This window comes from Saccharopolyspora sp. NPDC050389 (genome assembly GCF_040655595.1).
Taxonomy (GTDB): domain Bacteria; phylum Actinomycetota; class Actinomycetes; order Mycobacteriales; family Pseudonocardiaceae; genus Saccharopolyspora.
On sequence record NZ_JBFAKG010000037.1, the window covers coordinates 21,626 to 39,667 of the forward strand.

Annotated in this window: 12 protein-coding genes; 5 read left to right on the forward strand and 7 right to left on the reverse strand. The window is 70.4% G+C overall.

Going from position 1 to position 18,042, the window contains the following annotated elements:
* Positions 1 to 85 precede the first annotated feature (85 nt).
* From AB0I53_RS23960 to AB0I53_RS23970, 3 genes are all read right to left on the reverse strand, one after another.
* Positions 86 to 1,621 carry a PucR family transcriptional regulator ligand-binding domain-containing protein gene (locus tag AB0I53_RS23960; RefSeq protein WP_358606901.1) on the reverse strand — a complete coding sequence of 512 codons (1,536 nt, stop codon included), beginning with the start codon at positions 1,619 to 1,621 and terminating at the stop codon, positions 86 to 88.
* 81 nt (positions 1,622 to 1,702) lie between these two features.
* Positions 1,703 to 3,343 (reverse strand): thiamine pyrophosphate-binding protein, encoded by a 1,641-nt coding sequence (locus AB0I53_RS23965; protein ID WP_358606904.1) that lies wholly within the window; start codon positions 3,341 to 3,343, stop codon positions 1,703 to 1,705.
* A 35-nt stretch (positions 3,344 to 3,378) separates the two neighbouring features.
* Positions 3,379 to 4,698 (reverse strand): MFS transporter, encoded by a 1,320-nt coding sequence (locus AB0I53_RS23970; protein ID WP_358606907.1) that lies wholly within the window; start codon positions 4,696 to 4,698, stop codon positions 3,379 to 3,381.
* 312 nt (positions 4,699 to 5,010) lie between these two features.
* On the opposite strand from AB0I53_RS23970, the gene AB0I53_RS23975 reads away from it, so the two are divergent.
* The 5 genes from AB0I53_RS23975 (at position 5,011) to AB0I53_RS23995 (ending at position 13,336) form a co-directional block, all read left to right on the forward strand.
* The gene (locus AB0I53_RS23975; RefSeq protein ID WP_358606910.1) at positions 5,011 to 6,642 is read left to right on the forward strand and encodes an amidohydrolase family protein; all 1,632 of its coding nucleotides are present in this window, start codon (positions 5,011 to 5,013) and stop codon (positions 6,640 to 6,642) included.
* Positions 6,643 to 6,751: 109 nt separating this feature from the next.
* Positions 6,752 to 8,671, forward strand: coding sequence for an acyl-CoA dehydrogenase family protein (locus AB0I53_RS23980; RefSeq protein WP_358606913.1), 1,920 nt, complete (start codon positions 6,752 to 6,754; stop codon positions 8,669 to 8,671).
* 159 nt (positions 8,672 to 8,830) lie between these two features.
* Positions 8,831 to 10,903 carry a TRAP transporter fused permease subunit gene (locus AB0I53_RS23985; RefSeq protein WP_358606916.1) on the forward strand — a complete coding sequence of 691 codons (2,073 nt, stop codon included), beginning with the start codon at positions 8,831 to 8,833 and terminating at the stop codon, positions 10,901 to 10,903.
* Positions 10,893 to 11,873, forward strand: a complete 981-nt coding sequence (locus AB0I53_RS23990; RefSeq protein WP_358606919.1) for a TAXI family TRAP transporter solute-binding subunit — start codon at positions 10,893 to 10,895, stop codon at positions 11,871 to 11,873. The genes AB0I53_RS23985 and AB0I53_RS23990 overlap by 11 nt, the downstream gene beginning before the upstream one ends.
* 131 nt (positions 11,874 to 12,004) lie before the next feature.
* Positions 12,005 to 13,336 carry a transposase gene (locus AB0I53_RS23995; RefSeq protein ID WP_358606921.1) on the forward strand — a complete coding sequence of 444 codons (1,332 nt, stop codon included), beginning with the start codon at positions 12,005 to 12,007 and terminating at the stop codon, positions 13,334 to 13,336.
* 103 nt (positions 13,337 to 13,439) lie between these two features.
* Here the strand turns inward: AB0I53_RS23995 and AB0I53_RS24000 are convergent, their stop codons facing one another.
* The 4 genes from AB0I53_RS24000 to AB0I53_RS24015 form a co-directional block, all read right to left on the reverse strand.
* A complete protein-coding gene (locus tag AB0I53_RS24000) occupies positions 13,440 to 14,084 on the reverse strand; it encodes an HNH endonuclease family protein (protein WP_358606924.1) in 645 nt (214 codons plus the stop codon).
* A gap of 104 nt (positions 14,085 to 14,188) precedes the next feature.
* The gene (locus tag AB0I53_RS24005; protein WP_358606927.1) at positions 14,189 to 15,385 is read right to left on the reverse strand and encodes an MFS transporter; all 1,197 of its coding nucleotides are present in this window, start codon (positions 15,383 to 15,385) and stop codon (positions 14,189 to 14,191) included.
* 74 nt (positions 15,386 to 15,459) lie between these two features.
* Positions 15,460 to 16,542 (reverse strand): acyl-CoA dehydrogenase family protein, encoded by a 1,083-nt coding sequence (locus AB0I53_RS24010; RefSeq protein ID WP_358606930.1) that lies wholly within the window; start codon positions 16,540 to 16,542, stop codon positions 15,460 to 15,462.
* Between the two features lie 36 nt (positions 16,543 to 16,578).
* The gene (locus AB0I53_RS24015) at positions 16,579 to 17,814 is read right to left on the reverse strand and encodes an acyl-CoA dehydrogenase family protein (protein WP_358606933.1); all 1,236 of its coding nucleotides are present in this window, start codon (positions 17,812 to 17,814) and stop codon (positions 16,579 to 16,581) included.
* Positions 17,815 to 18,042: the final 228 nt, after the last annotated feature.

Genomic DNA, 18,042 nt, shown 5'->3' on the forward strand with positions numbered 1-18,042 from the left:
CCCAGGCCGTGCGTGCCGTGGTAGGACTGGCCGCGGCTGCGGAGACGAAAAACGAGGCGCCACCGATTGGACTTCCACCAAAGATTCAGAGCAGGCCTTCGGACAGCAGAGCGGCGTGCAGGCCGGCGATCGTCTCCGGACGGCGCAGCGGCGCACCGAGCGCGTGCTCGGCCCGGGTGAGCCGGTAGCGCACCGAGTTCGGGTGCAGGTGCAAGGCCTCCGCCGTGGCCGTCGTGTCGAGGTCAGCGCCCAGGTAGGCGACGACCGTTTCGAACAGCAGCGGTTGCTCCCGCAGCCCGGCCAGGAAATCGCCCGACTTCTCGGCGATCTCGGGGCTCGGCAGCCGGGCGATCAGCCAGTTCGCCAGGGACAGCTCCGAGAAGTCCGCCACGGTCAGCTTGCCGGGCACTGCGGTCATCCGGCCGAGCACGAACTCGGCGTCGGCCAGCGACTCCTTCGCCCGCCCCAGCGATCGCACCGCGCGGCCGACACCGACCCGCCCCGCCGGCAGCGATTCAACGGAGCCGGCCAAGATTTCTCCCTCGCCCTGGGCGAAAACGATGACATCGGCACCGTGCGCGGTGGCCAGGAACGGCATCCTGGCCGCGTTCAGCGCCGCCTCCACCTGGCCCAGCTCGGAGCGGTTCCCGGCCGGCCGGTAGACCAGCACGCGACAGTCCGAGCCGAAGTCGAAGCCGACGATGCGGGCCCGCCGGTCCAGGTCTCCGTCGCCGTTCGTGGTGACCCCGTCGAACAGCGCACTTTCGAGCAGATGCCGGCGCTGTGCGCGGAGTTCCGCAGGTTCGTGCTCACGAGCCACGTACATCACGCCCAGGAGTTGGGCCGCCGAACGCAACACCGGCAGGAGCTGCGCCCCATCCCCGTCCCGGGCTTCCCGGACCAGCCAGCCGAACATGTAGGGCCCGGTTCGCACCGGCAGCGCCAGGTATCGCAGATCGTCGACGCCGACTTCTGCCGGGCCGTTGGCCGGCTGCGCGTGCAGGGCTTCGCGCAACTCCCTGGCGTGCAGGTGGTCTTCCGGCCAGTTGGGGCGGCCATCGGTGCGCAGCAGGATCACTTCGGTGCCCACCAGCGGTTGCAACCGCCGCAGCAGCGCGATCTCGGGGGCTTCGGCGTGCGCGAGCGGGTCGTCCTCCTCCACGCCCATCAGATATGCCTGGGTTTGCAGCACCCGTTGCAGCAGTTCCGGGGAAGAGCCCAGCACCTTCTGCTGCACGAAGCCGATCACGTCCCGGTGCGGCGTCTCCAGCGGCACCTCGATCACCGGGAACCCCAACCGATCCGCCTCGTCCAGCAGTGCCGTCGGGACCCGCCGCGTGACGATGCCGGTCGCGTAGCCGAGCGCGGCGATGTTGGATCCCGCGAGCTCCCGAACCAGCGCCCGCTGCTCCGTCGGCTTGCGCTGGATGCGCATGCCGGTCGTCAGCAGCAGCCAGTGCGGCGGCACCCACCGTGACGGGTTGGCGATCTCGATGGCGTGCGCGCCGTCGATCTGGCGGGCGGGGCCGGTGTCGGCCGCGGTCAGCAGCCGCAGCCCCAGCTCCGCCTCGGCGAGCAGGTCCGCGAGGCGCAGCGGGCCGTCATCGGGCAGGATCCTCACCCGCCCATCCTGCACGTGGCGGGTAGCGTTCAGGCAACCGCCGGATCACGCGCGGGTCATCCGAGGTTGCCGGTCGCACGGTCATTTCCGCAGGTCGTCGAGCGTGGTTTCCGGGGCGATCCGGGCGCCGTCGATGCGCAGCTCGACGATGGCCGGGAGGCCGGTGGCGAAGGCGCGGTCCAGCGCCGGACCGACCTGCTCGGTTTCCTCGACCAGTTCGCCGTGCCCACCGAAGGCTCGGGCGTACGCGGCGAAGTCGGGATTCACCAGGCGCGTTCCAGATTCCCGGCCGGGGTGCCGCAGCGCCTGGTGCTGGCGGATCGTGCCGTACATGCCGTTGCTGACCACGACGATCACCGGCGCGGCGCCCTCGGCGACGGCCGTGGCGAACTCCTGGCCGTTCATGAGGAAGCAGCCGTCTCCGGCCACCGAAACGACCCGCCGCTGCGGATGCCGGATGGCTGCGGCCACCGCCGCCGGGACGCCGTAGCCCATCGACCCGTTGCGCGGCGCGAGCTGCGCGGGATAGGTGCGGTAGGACAGGTAGCGCTGCGCCCACAGGGCGTGGTTGCCCGCGCCGAACGTTACGACGGCGTCAACCGGCAGGCGTTTTTGCAGCTCTGCCATGGCGATTCCGAGGTCCAGCCGGTCGCCGACCGGTTGCGGCGTGCGGAACCACTCGAAACGTTCCCGCAACTCGCGCGTGTGCGCGGCCCACGGGCGCTCGTCGGGTGGCGACGTCGCGACCATGGCCTCGGCGAAGGCCGCCGGGGTGGCGAGGAACCGGTGCCGCGGCCGGTGGATCGCGGAATGCCCTTCCGGGTCCGGCAACACCGACACGACCGCGGTGTCCGGCCGCACCAGCGACCAGCCGTCCGAGGCCACGTCGCCGAGCGGGGTGCCGACCGCGATCACGACATCCGCGTCGGCGAGTGCGCGAGCGGTTTCCTCGTCGCGGCCGAATCCCAGGAACCCCGCGTAGGAGGCCGATTCGTTGTCCAGGAGGTCCTGATGCCGGAAGTCGGTGACGACCGGTAGCTCCCAGTTCTCGGCCCACTGCCGGATCAGCGCGGCTGCGCCGGGTTCCCACGGCGAACCGCCGAGCACCACCAGCGGCCGCCGGGCGTCGGCGATCAGGGCCGCCACCGAGTTCGCCTGGCCGTCCTCGATCGCCGTTCGCGGCAGCGGGAACGGTTCCCCGTCCCTCACCTCGACGGCATCGCGGAGCATGTCCTCCGGCAGCCCCACCACGACCGGACCGGGGCGACCGCTGCGCGCGATGAGGAAGGACTGCGCGAGCTGTTCGGGGATCCGGTCGGCCCGGTCGATCGTCAGCACGGACTTCGCCGATGCACCGAACGTGCGAGCCAGGTCGAACTCCTGGAACGCTTCGCGATCGCGTTCGCCGCGCGGGATGAGGCCGACCAACAGCAGCAACGGCACCCGGTCCTGCCAGGCGGTGTGCAGGGCGACCAGGGCGTTCGACGCGCCCGGTCCCCGCGTCACCAGGCACACGCCGACGCCGCCGGTGAGCCTGGCGTCCGCGTCGGCCATGTACGCCGCGCCGCCTTCATGGCGGCAGACGACGAGCCTGATCGGCGAGTCGTGCAGCGCGTCGAGCACCTCAAGGTAGCTCTCCCCCGGCACGCAGAACGCCGTGGTGACACCGTGCTTCTCCAACTGCGCGACGACGAGTTCGCCACCGCTGCGAGCCGTGTTCACTGTTTGCTCCCCTCACTCGCTCGCCGGGCTTGGAATCACACGGCGTCCCATTCGGGGGCGCGGCGGCTGACGCGGTGTGCGCCCACGGAGCCGACCAGCGTGATGAACGCGATCAGCGCCAGCAGCAGCGCGGGTCCCCACGACTGCCCGCCGGTCGCACCCAGCGCCCAGGTGCCGGCGAGCGGCCCGAACCCGGCCAGGATGTTCGCCAGCCCGACCGACAGGGCGACGCCGCTGTAGCGCAGCCGGGCCGGGAACATCACCGACAGCGCGACGCCGATCGGCCCGTACGGGATGGAGATCGCGCCGATGCCCAGCGTCACACCGGCGATCACCAGCACCGGGATCTTGGTGTCGACCAGCCAGAACACCGGGAAGGCGACCAGCACCGAGATCGTTGCGCCGATGACGCACACCTTCGCCGCGCCGATCCGGTCGGCGAGGCGGCCGGCGACGATGATCACCAAGATCTCGACCACGGCGCCGACCAGCGTCGCGTTCAGCGCCAGCGTGCTGCTCAGCTTCAACGTCTTCGAGATGTAGCTGATCATGAAGGTGGTGAGCACGAAGAACGCCGCAGTTCCCGCCAGGTACGCCGCGCCGCCGATGATCAACCGGCCCCACGCGGTGCGGATCGTCTCCAGCACCGGCAGCTTCTCCTCCTTCTGCTCGGCCAGCGCCGCCCGGAACAACGGCGATTCCTCCACCTTGACCCGCAGGTACAGCGCGATGGCCAGCAGCACGAACGCGGCCAGGAACGGCACCCGCCAGACCCAGGACTGGAACATCTCGTCGGGCAGCAGCGTCAGCACCGCGAAGACGCCGGAGGAAACCAGGGTCGCCGTCGGCGAGCCGAGCTGCGGCACCGCCGCGTAGCGCCCGCGCTGCTCCGGCGGGGCGTGCTCGATCGCCAGCAGCGCCGCGCCGGTCCATTCGCCACCAGCCGAAATCCCCTGCAACAGCCGGAGCACGGCCAGGATGATCGGCGCCGCGATCCCGATGGTCTGGTACGACGGCAGCAAGCCGATGAGCCCGGTGGCCACGCCCATCAGCGTCACGGTGCCGATCAGGGCCGCCCGTCGGCCGAGGCGGTCGCCGATGTGGCCGAAGATCACCGCCCCGACCGGGCGGGCGACGAAGCCCAGCGCGAAGGTCACCAGCGAGGCGATGACGCCGATGACCGGGTCCAGCGCGGGGAAGAACAGCCCCGGGAAGACCAGGGCGGCCGCCGTTCCGTAGATGAAGTAGTCGTACCACTCGAGGGCGGTGCCGAAGTACGTGGCCAGGGCGATCCGGCGGATCTCCGTGGACCGGTCCGGCTTGGTGGCCGGTTCGGCGGCTGTCGCCTCTGGCATAAGCGGTCCCTTCACGGGCGAGCACTCGATGCCGTCGACGGCGTGCCCGGCCTGGCAGCGGAATGCGATGTGGAAATGCTCAACACCCCGCGCGGCGCTGTCATTGGCGAAAGCGAGAAACAAACCGCGGCTATTGGTGGATCCACCACTGGTGTTTCCGCGTCCGATGCGCAGCGGCCGATCCTAGCCGAAACAACGTCTTCACCCGATCCCGCGTCCTTCGGCTATGCTCGGCGCCGACGTCGGCGAACATTCGTCCACAATGGAGCAGAGTGCCGCTTTTCCGTCCGGTGGAAGGACTTCGGAGAACCGATGAAGATCGATCTGATCCTGCGCAACGGTCACGTGTGGACGATGGGCGAGCCGGGACGAACCCACGCACTGGGCATCCTCGGCGGCCGGATCGTCGCGGTCGGCGACGACGTCACCGGCCTCGAAGCGGACCGAATCGTCGATCTCGGCGGTCGCACCGTCGTCCCCGGCTTCCACGACGCCCACGCGCACACCGGCCGCTTCGGCCTCGGGCTCACCCAGTTGGACCTGTCGGACGCCGCCGGCCTCGACGACATCTACCAGCGGGTGGTCCGCCGCGCGGCGGACCTGCCGGCCGGCGCCTGGCTGATCGGGCACAGCTACGAGCCCGCCGGATACGGTGGCGGGCACCCGCGCCGCGCCGACCTTGACCGGATCGCCCCGGCCCACCGCGTCTGGCTGAAGCACCGCAGCGAGCACATGGGCGTCGGGAACACGTTGGTCCTCGAGGACGCCGGAGTGTTCGACATCGACCAGGTGCGCGGCGGGATCATCGAGCGCGACGGCGCAGGCGAGCCGACCGGGCTGCTGCAGGAACAGGCACAGGCACTGGTCAACGACCTGCTGGTGCCGGTAGCGGTCCGGGAACTGGTCGAGGCGATCGGCGCGGCGCACCAGCGGTACGTCGCCGAGGGCCTCGTCGCCTGCCAGGAAGCGGGCATCGGCGGCGGCTGGATCGGGCTGAGCCCGGTCGAGCTGGCCGCTTACCAAACCGCGCTGCGCGAAGGAAAACTGCGCGTCCGGACGACCCTGATGCCCGCCTACGAAACACTGCGAGAACTCAACGGACACGACACCGACGAGCTCGAACTCGGCCTCGACCTCGGGTTGACCACCGGACTCGGCGATCCGATGCTGCGGCTGGGCGCGGTGAAGATCTTCGCCGACGGAGCGTTGGCCAGCCGCACCGCGGCGATGACCGACGATTTCTCCAACGAGCCCGGCAACCGAGGCGTGCTGCAGCTGGAACCCGAAGAGCTCCGGGACCGGATCCTCAGCGCGCACCGCTCGGGCTGGCAGGTCGCCACGCACGCCATCGGAGACCGCGCGGTCGGCCTCGCCATCGACGCCTACCGGGAGGCCTTGACCCGGTGGCCGCGCGCGGACGCGCGCCACCGCATCGAGCACTGCTCCGTGACCACGCCCGAACACGTCAGCGCGCTCGCCGAGCTGGGTGTCGTTCCGGTGCTGCAGAACTACTTCATCCACACGCTGGGCGACGCGGTGCTTTCCAACGTCGGCCCGCAGCGCCGCGACTGGGTCTACCGCCTCCGGTCCCTGCTCGCCGCCGGGATCCCGGCGGCGGGCAGCTCCGACCGACCGGTCGCGGACGGCGCGCCGATGAAAGCGATTCAGCGCATGCTGACCCGGCGCACGGCCGACGGACAGGTCTTCTCCCCGCATGAAGCGGTGTCCTTCGAAGAAGCTCTGCGCTGCTACACGGTCAACGCCGCGCACAGCGCGTTCCTGGAGCACCAGCTCGGGACGCTCGCCCCCGGCAGGCTCGCCGACGCGGTCGTGCTGGCCGAAGACCCGACGGCGGTTCCCACCGATTCCCTCGACCAGATCGGCATCGCGGCGACCATCATCGGCGGCCAACCCGCCCACGACCCCGACGCCCTGCTCGGCTGATGCCCGGCGGCCGGGATCCGACCCCCCGGCCGCCGGGTGTTGCCGGTTACCGTTCGGTAGTACCGTTGTGTGACCAGCATCACTTCAGTCCGGCTTGTTGGGGGCAGCGATGACCACAGTGGACAGCAGCCGCGAGATCCGGGTCGACGCCGAGCAGGCCCGGCAGGTGGCCGAGGAGGCGCGCGAATCACGCTGGGACCGGCCGAGTTTCGGCAAGGAGCTGTTCCTCGGCCGACTGCGGCTGGACCTGATCGACCCGATGCCCGAGGACCGGACCTCGCCGGAAGGCGAGGCGTTCCTCGAACGGCTGCGCGAGTTCTGCGCGACGAAGGTCGACGGGCGGCAGATCGAGCGGGACGCGCGGATCCCGGACGAGGTGATCAACGGGCTGAAGGACATCGGCGCCTTCGGCATCAAGATCCCCGCGGAGTACGGCGGCCTGGGACTGCCCGCCGTCTACTATCACCGGGCGCTGATGCTCGTCGCCACGGCCAATCCGTCGATCGGCGCGCTGCTGTCCGCGCACCAGTCCATCGGCGTGCCACAGCCGGTGAAGATGTTCGGCACCGCGGAGCAGAAGCAGCGGTTCCTGCCGCGCTGCGTCCGCGAGATCACCGCCTTCCTGCTCACCGAGCCCGACGTCGGCAGCGATCCGGCGCGGCTGGCCACCAGCGCCGTGCCCAGCGCGGACGGCCAGAGCTACACGCTCAACGGCGTCAAGCTCTGGACGACCAACGGCGTGCTCGCGGACCTGCTGGTGGTGCTGGCGCGGGTGCCGCGCTCGGAGGGACATCGCGGCGGCGTGACGGCCTTCGTCGTCGAGGCCGACGCCGCGGGCATCACCGTGGAGAACCGCAACTCGTTCCTCGGGCTGCGCGGCATCGAGAACGGCGTGACCCGGCTGCACGACGTGGTGGTGCCCGCGGCGAACCGGATCGGCCACGAGGGCGAAGGCCTGAAGATCGCGCTGACCACGCTGAACACCGGGCGCCTGTCGCTGCCCGCGATGTGCGCCGCCGCCGCGAAGTGGTGCCTGCTGGTGGCCCGCGGCTGGTCGGCGCAGCGGGTCCAGTGGGGACGGCCGATCGGCGAGCACGAGGCGATCTCCGAGAAGGTCTCGTTCATCGCCGCCACGGCCTTCGCCCTGGAGGCCGTGCTCGAGGTTTCCGGCCGGCTGGCCGACGCCGACCGGCACGACATCCGCATCGAGGCGGCCCTGGCCAAGCTCTACGCGTCGGAGCTGGCCTGGCAGGTCGCCGACGAGCTGGTGCAGATCCGCGGCGGGCGCGGCTACGAGACGGCGGATTCGCTGGCGGCGCGCGGCGAACGCGGCGTGCCCGTCGAACAGCTCCTGCGGGACCTGCGGATCAACCGGATCTTCGAGGGCTCCAGCGAGATCATGAAGCTGCTGATCGCCCGCGAGGCGGTCGACGCGCACCTGTCCGTGGCGGGCGACATCATCGACCCGAAGGCCGACCTGTCCCGCAAGGCGCGGGCGGCGGTCCGCGCGGGCGGCTTCTACGCGCGCTGGCTGCCGACGCTGCTGGCCGGCAAGGGCCAGGTGCCGGGCGGTTTCGGCGGATACGGGCCGCTGGCCGGACACCTGCGGTTCGTGGAACGCGCCAGCCGGCGCATCGCGCGGCAGACCTTCTACGGGATGTCGCGCTGGCAGGGCCAACTCGAGCACCGGCAGCTCTTCCTCGGCCGCATCGTGGACATCGGCGCGGAGCTGTACGCGATGAGCGCCAGCTGCGTTTACGCCAGGTCGGCGGGCCAGGACCAGTCGGCCGTGGAGCTGGCCGACGCGTTCTGCCGCCAAGCTCGCCGCCGCGTCGAGACGCTGTTCCGGCGGCTCTGGCACAACACCGACGCCGCCGACCGGCGGCTGGCGCGGAATGTCCTGGACGGCCGCTACTCCTGGCTCGAAGACGGGATCCTGGACGCGTCCTCGGACGGCCCGTGGATCTCCGAGGCCGCGCCCGGCCCGTCGCAGCACGAGAACCTCCGCCGGATCGTGCCCCGCACCTGATCATCCACTGTGGCCCCGAATCCGGGAACCGCGCCTATTGACCCGGACGAGTGACGCCAGTTACATTCCCGCCGCAAAAAGGACTTCTGCACGTCGATTCCCCGGACGGCGGCCATGCGCTTGTCCGAACACCGCCGAACGGCACGGAAAGGCGACCGCATGAGCCAGGCGACGCAGCCTGAGCACGACGACGAGCTGCCCGATCGCGGCGCCGCCAAGACCGACGTCGGCGAGATCGTCGCCGCGCACGACGAAGAGCGCCCGGCCCGGCAGCTGTCCCGCCGGCCGGACCTGCTCGTCTACCTGGTCGCCCTGGCCGTCGCGGTGCTGGTGCTCAAACAGGTCTTCTACCCGCTCACCAAGGGCAACCAGTACTACCTGGTGATCTTCCTCGGCTGCACGCTGCCGCTGGTGTTCATCTGCTACCGGCCCGGCGGCCGCCGCCCGAAGGGCGACCGCGACGACCCGGCCTGGTACGACTGGGCGCTGTCGGCGATCGCCCTGCTCGTCGGGTTCTACCCGGTGCTCCCGATCCCCTCCGGCGGCTTCGACGCGTTCCTCGACCGGCAGGGCAGCCTGTCCACCTTGGACATCGCGGCCGGTGCGCTGCTGCTCCTGCTCGTCCTCGAAGCGACCCGGCGCACCACCGGCTGGATCCTGCCGGTGATCTGCGCGGCGTTCATCGGCTACGCCTACTACGGCGGATTCCTGCCGCAGAACTGGGGAATCGCGCACGCGGGCGTGGACTTCAGCCAGATCATCAACGCGCTCTACAACGACGCCAGCGGGTTCTACGGCACGCCACTGGACGTCGCGGCGAGCTACATCGTGCTGTTCACCATCTACGGCGCGGTGCTCAACGCCTCCGGCGCGGGCCAGTTCTTCGTCGACTTCTCCTTCGCCGCGTTCAAGCGCTCCCGCACCGCGCCGGGCCGCACCACGGTGCTCTCCGGGTTCCTGCTCGGCACCGTCTCCGGATCGGGCACCGCGACGGCGGTGAGCCTCGGCGCGATCACCTGGCCGATCCTGCGGCGCGCCGGGTATCCGAAGGAGCAGGCGGGCGGCCTGCTGGCGGCGTCGGGCATCGGCGCGATCCTGTCCCCGCCGACGCTCGGCGCAGCCGCGTTCATCATCGCCGAATATCTCCAGACCTCGTACCTGACGGTGCTGATCTGGGCCACGATCCCGACGGTGCTGTACTACCTCGGCATCGTGTTCGCGGTGGAGGCCGACGCCCGCCGCTTCGGCGCCAAGGCGGTCGAAACCGAGCACGGCAGCGCGTGGCGGCTGCTGCTGCGCGGCGGATACCACTTCCTGTCGCTGGCGATCATCGTGGTGTTCCTCGCCATGGACATCCCGCCGTTCGCGGCCGTCGTCTACGCGACCGGCGTCGCCGCGCTGTTCGCGCTGATCTCCGGGCTCGTCCGGGCCGAACACGGCCCCGGGCCCGCGGCGCTGAAGTGGTTGCGGGACATCGTGGACGCGCTTTCGGCCGGGGTTCGCGGCGCTCTGCCGGTGGTGGCGGTGTGCGCGGCGGCCGGGATCATCACCTCGACCATCACCAAGACCGGGCTGGGCCAGGAGCTCGCCGACGCGCTGGTCCAAGCCGCTCAGGCGCTCACCAGCAACCCGACCGCGATCCTGGTGCTCACCGTGGTGTTCTCCGCGCTCGCCGTCGGTGTGCTCGGGCTCGCGGTGCCGGTGACGGCGTCGTTCATCATCGCGTGGGTGGTGATCGGGCCTGCGCTCGGCGCCCTCGGCGTCGCCGACGCCGAACGGGCCATGTTCATCTTCTACTACGCCGTGCTCTCCGAGGTGACACCGCCGACCGCGCTGGCCGCGGTGGCGTCCGCGGCGATCACCGGCGGGCGGATCACTGGCACGATGATGCAGGCCTGGAAGTACACGCTGCCCGCGTTCCTGGTGCCGATCGCGTTCGTGCTGACCGACAACGGATCGGCGCTGCTGCTGCAGACCGACCCGCTCACCGTCCTGTGGGTCGCGGCGGCGTCCGTCGTGGCCGTCGCCGCGCTGAGCGTGGTGACCGGCGGCTGGCTGGCCGGGCCGGTGAGCCTCCCGGTGCGGCTGCTGTTCGTGCCCGGCGCGCTGTGCCTGCTGTACCTGGAGCCGCCGGTGGTGGCCATCGGCCTCGGCTGCTGCGTGCTGGGGCTCGTCGCACAGCTCGTCCTGCGCCGCAGGGAAACGATCAAGGAGGTTCGTGATGCGGGTTAAGGCATTGCTGGTGGCGGCCGCGGCGGCGGTGCTCGTCGTGTCCGGCTGCGGCGGCAAGCAGGTGCAGGACAACCAGGCCGGCGCGGGCGGGGCCTGCGAGGCGGCGGACGGCCGGCTGACGATCGCCACCGGCAACACCGGCGGCGTGTACTACGTGCTCGGCGGCGGGCTCGCGCAGCTGATCAGCAACAACACCAAACTGCGCGCCACCGCGGCGGAAACTGGCGCCTCGGTGCAGAACATCCAGCAGCTGGTGGCCGGCGACTACGACATCGCGTTCACCCTCGCCGACACCGCCGCCGACGCGGTGCAGGGCAAGGCGAGCTTCGAGGGCAAGCCGCAGAAGATCCAGGCGCTGACCCGGATCTACCCGAACTCGACGCAGGTCGTGGTGCGCGCGGATTCCGGTATCAACAGCGTCGCCGACATGCGCGGCAAGCGGATCTCCACCGGCTCGCCGAAGTCCGGCACCGAGGTCATCGCCAACCGCGTGCTGTCCTCGGCCGGGCTGAACCCGGACACCGACATCCAGGCGCAGCGCCTGGCGCTGGGCAAGGCGGTGGACGGCATGAAATCCGGCACCGTCGACGGCCTGTTCTGGTCCGGCGGCCTGCCGACGCCGGAGATCACCGACCTGACGACGTCGCTGGGCGGCGCGGTGAAGTTCGTCGACATCACGCCGCAGCTGGGCGCGATGCGGCAGATCAGCCCGGTCTACGAGGCGAGCACGATCCCGGCGGCCACCTACAAGCTGCCCGCGGACGTGCCGACGATCGCGGTACCGAACCTCCTGGTGGTGCGCGAGGACTTCGCGGCGGGCAACGCCTGCGCGATCACGAAGCTGATCTTCGACAAGCGGGCCGACCTGGAGCAGGTCCACCCGTCGGCCAAGGAGATCACGAAGGAGAACGCCGCCAAGACCGACCCGATCCCGCTGCACCCGGGCGCCGAACAGGGTCTCGCCGGCTGACGTTCCCCTACAGCAGGCCGCGACGATCGGGCAGTGCTCCGTCTTCAGGACTGAGGTACGGCTGACCGCTGGCCGTCAGACCAGTCCTTCGGTAACCCGCGCTGTCATACACCGGCCATAAAATGATCAGTATGAAGGCGAACACGGCGGCGAGGTTCCGCCTGTACCCAAACCAGGTACAGGCGGAACGGCTCACGGCGTGGTCACATACCTGTCGAGCGGTGTGGAACATTGCGCTCGCGCAGCGCATCTGGGCATACAAGTCCGCGCAGCGAGCCACCGTGCGCTCTGCGGAGCAGTGCATTGGACTTACCGAAGCACGCAAGGAACACGCCTGGCTTCGGGACCTTCCCGCGCAGTGCGCCCAGCAAGTTCTCCGGCAGCTCGATACCGCCTACGACAACTTCTGGAACCCCAACCACCCAGCTGGATTTCCGCAGTTCAAGCGCAAGCATCACCGGCAGGGTGTGACGTTCCCCGGTCAGGCGGTGCAGGTCCGCAAAGTGTCGCGCCGCATGGCGCAGGTGAAGCTCCCCAAATTGGGGTGGGTGCGGCTGCGGCTGTCTCGCCCGCTGGATGGCGCAGTCCGCAACGCCACGGTGTCCCGTGATGGCTTGGGATGGCACATCTCGTTCGGCATCCACCAGCCAGAACCAGCCCAGCGCCCGGTCAACACCGGGACACCCGTCGGGCTGGATGTAGGAATCGCCTGCTCGGCGTTCGTCTCAGGCGAAGGCACCGAACGTCAACGACCCGACACCTTGACTCCTGGCGAACGGGCGCGGCTGCGAGGATTGGAACAACGCAAAGCCCGGCAGATCAAGTACGCCAAAAAACACAACGGGGGAAAGTATTCCAACAGGCTCCGCAAGACCATCGCGGCGATCGCTGCGGTGAAGGCTCGGCAGGCCCGCAGGCGCGCGGACTGGAACCACAAGCTCACTGATGATCTGGCCAAAAACCACGGCTTGATCGCGGTCGAGGACTTGAAGGTCCGCAACATGGTCCGCTCCGCCAAAGGCACTGCCGAGCAGCCCGGCCGAGGCGTACGCCAGAAGGCTGGGTTGAACCGAAGTATCGCCGATCAAGGATGGTTCGAGATCCGCCGCCAGCTCGAGTACAAGACCCGCCGGTGCGGCAGTGAGCTTGTCGCGGTCCCGGCGCCGTGTTCGTCGCAGACGTGCTCGAAGTGCCATACCCGCGACCCCGAATCCCGTGAGGGTTGCGGCCGGTTGTTCGCATGTGTGCATTGCGGGCACACCGAACACGCTGACCGCAACGCCGCCATCATCATCCTTGATCGAGCACTCAGCACCGCCGGACGGAAACCCACCACCGCGTGGGAGGCGGGGACTGCTGCGAGCGGTCGCGGTAGTTCGCAGAGCACGCGCAGTCCACATGGGCAAGGCACCCCTATGGGTAGCCGGTTGCGTGAACCATCCTCGAACGTCACCGCAGCATGACATCGAGGAATCTCCCGCCGTCAGGCCAGAGAGGACGTCAATGGTTGACCTTCGACCAGCTGAGCACGCTCATCCCGCCGAAGGGCTACAGCGCCTGAGCTGATCAGCCGCAGGTCGCGACCATTTCCTGGAGCGCCTTCCGCTCCTGTTCGGTGACCGTCAGGTCGTAGGAGCGCTTGACCGTGATCCAGCTCGTCGCGTAGCTGCACCAGTTCGCGCGCTCGGGCTTCCACTGGGACGGGTCCTGGTCGCCCTTGCTGCGGTTGGAACTCGCGTCGACGGCCACCAGCTGCGGCAGCTGCATGTCGTTGGCGAACTGCTCGCGGCGCTGGTCGTCCCACTTGTTCGCGCCGCTGCGCCAGGCGTTGGCCAGCGGGACCATGTGGTCGATGTCGATCGTCGACGGGTCGGTCAGCTGCTGGCCGTTGTAGACGCTGGTCCACGTGCCGGAGGTGGACTCGCAGGCGTTGTTGGTGCGGACGTTCTGGCCGTCCCGCGCCAGCACCGCCTCGCGGGTGTTGCAGTTCTTCCCGGCTTCGGGCTTCGTGGTCCAGTGCTTGAACCGCTCGCGCGAGTAGCCGTCCATCGATCCCGCCGGGGCGACGCGCAGTTCGGCGAGCTGCTCGCCCGCGGGGCCGGTGGTGGCGCTGACCTTCGCGTCGAAGATGCCGGACTCGAACACGATCCACATCAGGCCCAGCAGCGCGACCGCCACGATCGACGTCCACACGGACTTCTTGGCGGCCATGCGCCTCTCCCCTGGCTCGGCAGCGATGTTGCCGCCCATTCGATCATCTCGCGGCGCGGCCGCTCACTCCGCCGGGCGGGTAGTGTGGCCCGGCACACCGGTGGTCAGCCGCTCACCCGGGCCCGCGGGACGTAGCGGGGGATGTAGCGCAGCAGCAGGCCTGCGCCCAGCAGCCCGAGCACGCCCATGCCCGCCCCGGCGAACCCGACGCCGGCCAGCGCGGTCAGGCCGGACACCGTGACCGGCCCGACGGCCTGCCCGAAGTCGCCGGTGAACCGCCAGGCGCCGAGGAACGGCGCCGGGCCGGGTTGCGGCGCGAGGTCCGCGCCGAGCGTCATCAGGATTCCGCTGCTGGTTCCGTTGGCCAGCGCCAGGAACACCGCGACGACCGCGAAGGTCGGCACGTTGTCCACCGCGAACAGCGCGAGGTGCCCGACGGCCAGGCCGGTCATCGACGGCACGGCCGCCCACATCCGGCCGAAGCGATCCATGATCTGACCCGACGTGTAGGAGAGCGCGAAGTCGATCCCGCCCGCGACTCCGATGATCAGCGCGGTGGTCGAAGGCGGCAGCCCGGCCGCGACCGCCACCAACGGCAGCACCACCATCCGGGACGCCCGCAGCCCGCCGATCAGCGCGGCGCAGGCGCCCATCCGCACCAGCACGCCGCGGTGGCGCACCAGCGTGCCGAGCAGTCCCTGGTGCGCGGGTCCGGTGGCCTTCTCGCCGCCGGTGCCGAGGTCCTTCGTGCACAGCAGCAGGATCACCGAGGCGAGGGCGAACGCGATGTGGATCAGGAAGACCGCCCGCTTGTCGGGCGTCGCCATCAGCACCAGCACCGCGAGGAAGGGGCCGATGAAGTAGCCCGCGCGGAACACCCCGCCGAGCACGCTCAACGCCCGCGCCCGGTAGCGCAGCGGCACGGCCGTGGTGATGAACGCGTGCCTGGCGAGCGCGAACACCGCCGTGGACAGGCCGACGAGGAAGACGCACGCGCCCAGCATCCACGGACTCGTCGAGAGGTAGCAGCCGAGCAGGCCCAGCACCGACACGATCGCGGCGCCGATCATCGCCCGCCGCTCGCCGAGGCGGTGCACCAGCGCGCCGCTGGGCACGTCGCCGACGAGCTCGCCCACCATGATCATGGCGGCGATCAGCCCCAGCGTTCCCAGATCCGCGCCCTGGTCGGCGGCGATGAGCGGGATCATCGGGATGATGGCGCCCTCGCCCGTCGAGAACAGCAGGGTCGGCCCGAATGCCGCGAGCGCAACGGTTCTCAGCTCGAACGAGCGCTCACCCATCGTCCACCAATCTCCGCACGCCGGCACCCTTGGTCAACTTACTTGACGAACAGCGCCGTTCACGCACCCCCCGATCAGATCGCGAGGAGACCCGCGAGGCGGGCGCGCTGCTGGTCCGGGGTGCCGAGGAGCAGCTCCGAGGTCTTTGCGCGCTTGTAGTACAGGTGGGCGTCGTGCTCCCAGGTGTAGCCGATGCCGCCGTGCAGCTGGACGGTGTCGGCCGCCGTCTGGAAGTACGCCGGTGACACGAGCACCTGCACCATCGCCGCCGCCAGCGGCAGTTGCGCGCTGTCCTCGTCGGCGGCCCAGGCGGCGTAGCGCACGGCGGACTGGGCTTGTTCCCAGGCGCTGTACATATCCGCGCAGCCGTGCTTGACCGCCTGGTAGGAGCCGATGGCGCGACCGAACTGCACCCGGACCTTGGCGTACTCCACCGTCAGTTCCAGGACCCGCTCCATCCCGCCCAGTTGCTCGGCGGCGAGCGCGACCGCCGCGGCGTCCCGCACCTTCGCGAGCACGGCATCGGCGTCCTTTGTGGACACCTGGCGCGCCGGGGCGCCGGCGAAGTCCAGCCGCGCGATCCGCCGGGTCGGATCCAGCGTCCGCAGCGGCGTCTTCGTCACGCCATCCGCGCCGTCGACCCGGAACCACGAACCGCCCTGCTCGGCCCTGGCGTACACCAGCACGAAGTCCGCGATGTCGCCGGAGATCACCTGGGGCGCGCGGCCGTCCAGCACCCACGAGCCGTCCCGCCGAGTGGCCGCCGGCATCGACTCCGCGTCCCAGGCGACCGCGCCGATCAGCTCGCCGGCCGCCAGCCGCGGCAGCAGTTCCGCCTGTGCTTCGGCATCGTCGAGCGCCAGCAGCACATCGGTCGCCAGCACCGCCGACGCCAGGAACGGCACCGGCGCCAGCGCCCGCCCCAGCTCCTCCAGCACCACGGCGCGCTCGACGTGCCCGGCGCCGGATCCGCCGTGCTCCTCGGGCACCACGAGCCCGGTCGCACCGAGTTCACCGGCGAGCCGTCGCCACAGCCCGGCGTCGTGGCCGTCGCCGTCGATCAGCTCGCGCACCCGCGCCGGCGGCGCGTGCTCGGCCAGGAACTTCCGGACCGCGGAGCGGAGTTCTCGTTGCTCGCGGGTCAACACCAGCTGCATTGCACACTCCTAGGAAGTCTTCGGCGGTCGTTCGGTTCACGCGGGGCGCTGCGTGCCGACCTTCAGCTCCCGGAACGGGACGTCGCGGTCCACCTGGGGCTCCTTCGGCAGGCCGAGGATCCGCTCTCCGATGATGTTGCGCTGGATCTGGTTGGAGCCGCCGGCGATGCTCGACGCCGGCGTCGAGTTGATCGCGATCGCCATCTCCTCGGCCGCCGAGTCGCCCGGCTCCCACGCCGCGAGCTCCGCCCCGGCGATGAGCCCGGCGGTGTCCACCGCGCGCCACAGCAGCAGCGCGCCGGCGAGCTTCGAGACCGAGCCGCGGGCGCCGGGCGGCGATCCGGCTTCCGCCTCCTGCCGCAACCGGCTGTTGAACAGGCCGAGCGCCCGTTCCTGGGCGTAGATCTCGGCCAACCGGCCGCGCACCACCGGGTCCTCGGCGCGACCATGGCGGCGGGCGAGCTCCACCAGGTTGTCGTAGGCCAGCGGGTCGCTGCCGCGCCGCACCGTGCCGCCGATCGACACCCGCTCGTGCCCGAGCATCGTGACCGCCGCCAACCAGCCGCCGCCGACCTCGCCGATCACCGAATCGGCCGGGATGCGCACGTCGTCGAAGTAGACCTCGTTGAACGGCGCCCGGCCGGTCATGTCCTGCAGCGGCCGCACCGTCACGCCCGGGGCGTGCATGTCAATGACGAACATGGTGATGCCGCGGTGCTTCGGTACGTCCGGGTCGGTGCGGGCCAGCAGCGCACCGAAGTCCGACCACTGCGCGCCCGAGGTCCACACCTTCTGGCCGTTGATCACCCATTCTCCCCCACTCTCGGCTTCGCTCGAGCGGGAGGTGCCCCCAGCTTCCCGCACCGCGCGGGTCTGCAGGCTGGCCACGTCGGAGCCCGCGCCGGGCTCGGAGAACAGCTGGCACCAGATCTCGTCGCCGCGCAACAGCTTCGGCAGGTAGCGCGCCTTCTGCTCCGGGGTGCCGAGATCCAGCAGCGTCGGGCCGCACATGCCCATCCCGACCATGAACGGCGAGCCCGGCAGGTCGTAGTGGGCCGCTTCCTCGTTGTAGGCCTGCTGCTCGGCGGCGGTGCGGCCCTGCCCGCCGAACTCGGCAGGCCAGGTGATGCCCATCAGGCCCGCGTCGTAGGCGGCCGCCTGGAACCGCTTGGCCTCCCGGAGCAGCTCGGCCGGCGCGCGGTCGCCCAGCGGTTCCGGCGCGTTGGCGGCCAGGAACTCGCGCGCCCTCGCGCGGAACTCGTCGACGTCCATGTGCTCTCCCTCCACCCCGGCGGTGCGGTGGCAGCCGAATCCGTCAACGCCGACTGTAACCGAACCGAGGCGAACTGAACATGTTCTATTTTTACGTCCATAATGGACTTCAAAGCCGGATGACCTGCGTTGCGCGCCGGTCGTTTCCGCGGGCCCGGCCGCCCGTCCCGGGTTGACCACCACCGTTCGGCGACGCAGTATGAGCCCGTCACGTCACCCTCACCGGCG

Bases quoted from the DNA above. Each gene is read 5' to 3' on its own strand.
- AB0I53_RS23970 (WP_358606907.1), bottom strand. From the start codon at position 4,698: ATGCCAGAGGCGACAGCCGCCGAACCGGCCACCAAGCCGGACCGGTCC.
- AB0I53_RS23975 (WP_358606910.1), top strand. From the start codon at position 5,011: ATGAAGATCGATCTGATCCTGCGCAACGGTCACGTGTGGACGATGGGC.
- AB0I53_RS23980 (WP_358606913.1), top strand. From the start codon at position 6,752: ATGACCACAGTGGACAGCAGCCGCGAGATCCGGGTCGACGCCGAGCAG.
- AB0I53_RS23985 (WP_358606916.1), top strand. From the start codon at position 8,831: ATGAGCCAGGCGACGCAGCCTGAGCACGACGACGAGCTGCCCGATCGC.
- AB0I53_RS23990 (WP_358606919.1), top strand. From the start codon at position 10,893: ATGCGGGTTAAGGCATTGCTGGTGGCGGCCGCGGCGGCGGTGCTCGTC.
- AB0I53_RS23995 (WP_358606921.1), top strand. From the start codon at position 12,005: ATGAAGGCGAACACGGCGGCGAGGTTCCGCCTGTACCCAAACCAGGTA.
- AB0I53_RS24000 (WP_358606924.1), bottom strand. From the start codon at position 14,084: ATGGCCGCCAAGAAGTCCGTGTGGACGTCGATCGTGGCGGTCGCGCTG.
- AB0I53_RS24005 (WP_358606927.1), bottom strand. From the start codon at position 15,385: ATGGGTGAGCGCTCGTTCGAGCTGAGAACCGTTGCGCTCGCGGCATTC.
- AB0I53_RS24010 (WP_358606930.1), bottom strand. From the start codon at position 16,542: ATGCAGCTGGTGTTGACCCGCGAGCAACGAGAACTCCGCTCCGCGGTC.
- AB0I53_RS24015 (WP_358606933.1), bottom strand. From the start codon at position 17,814: ATGGACGTCGACGAGTTCCGCGCGAGGGCGCGCGAGTTCCTGGCCGCC.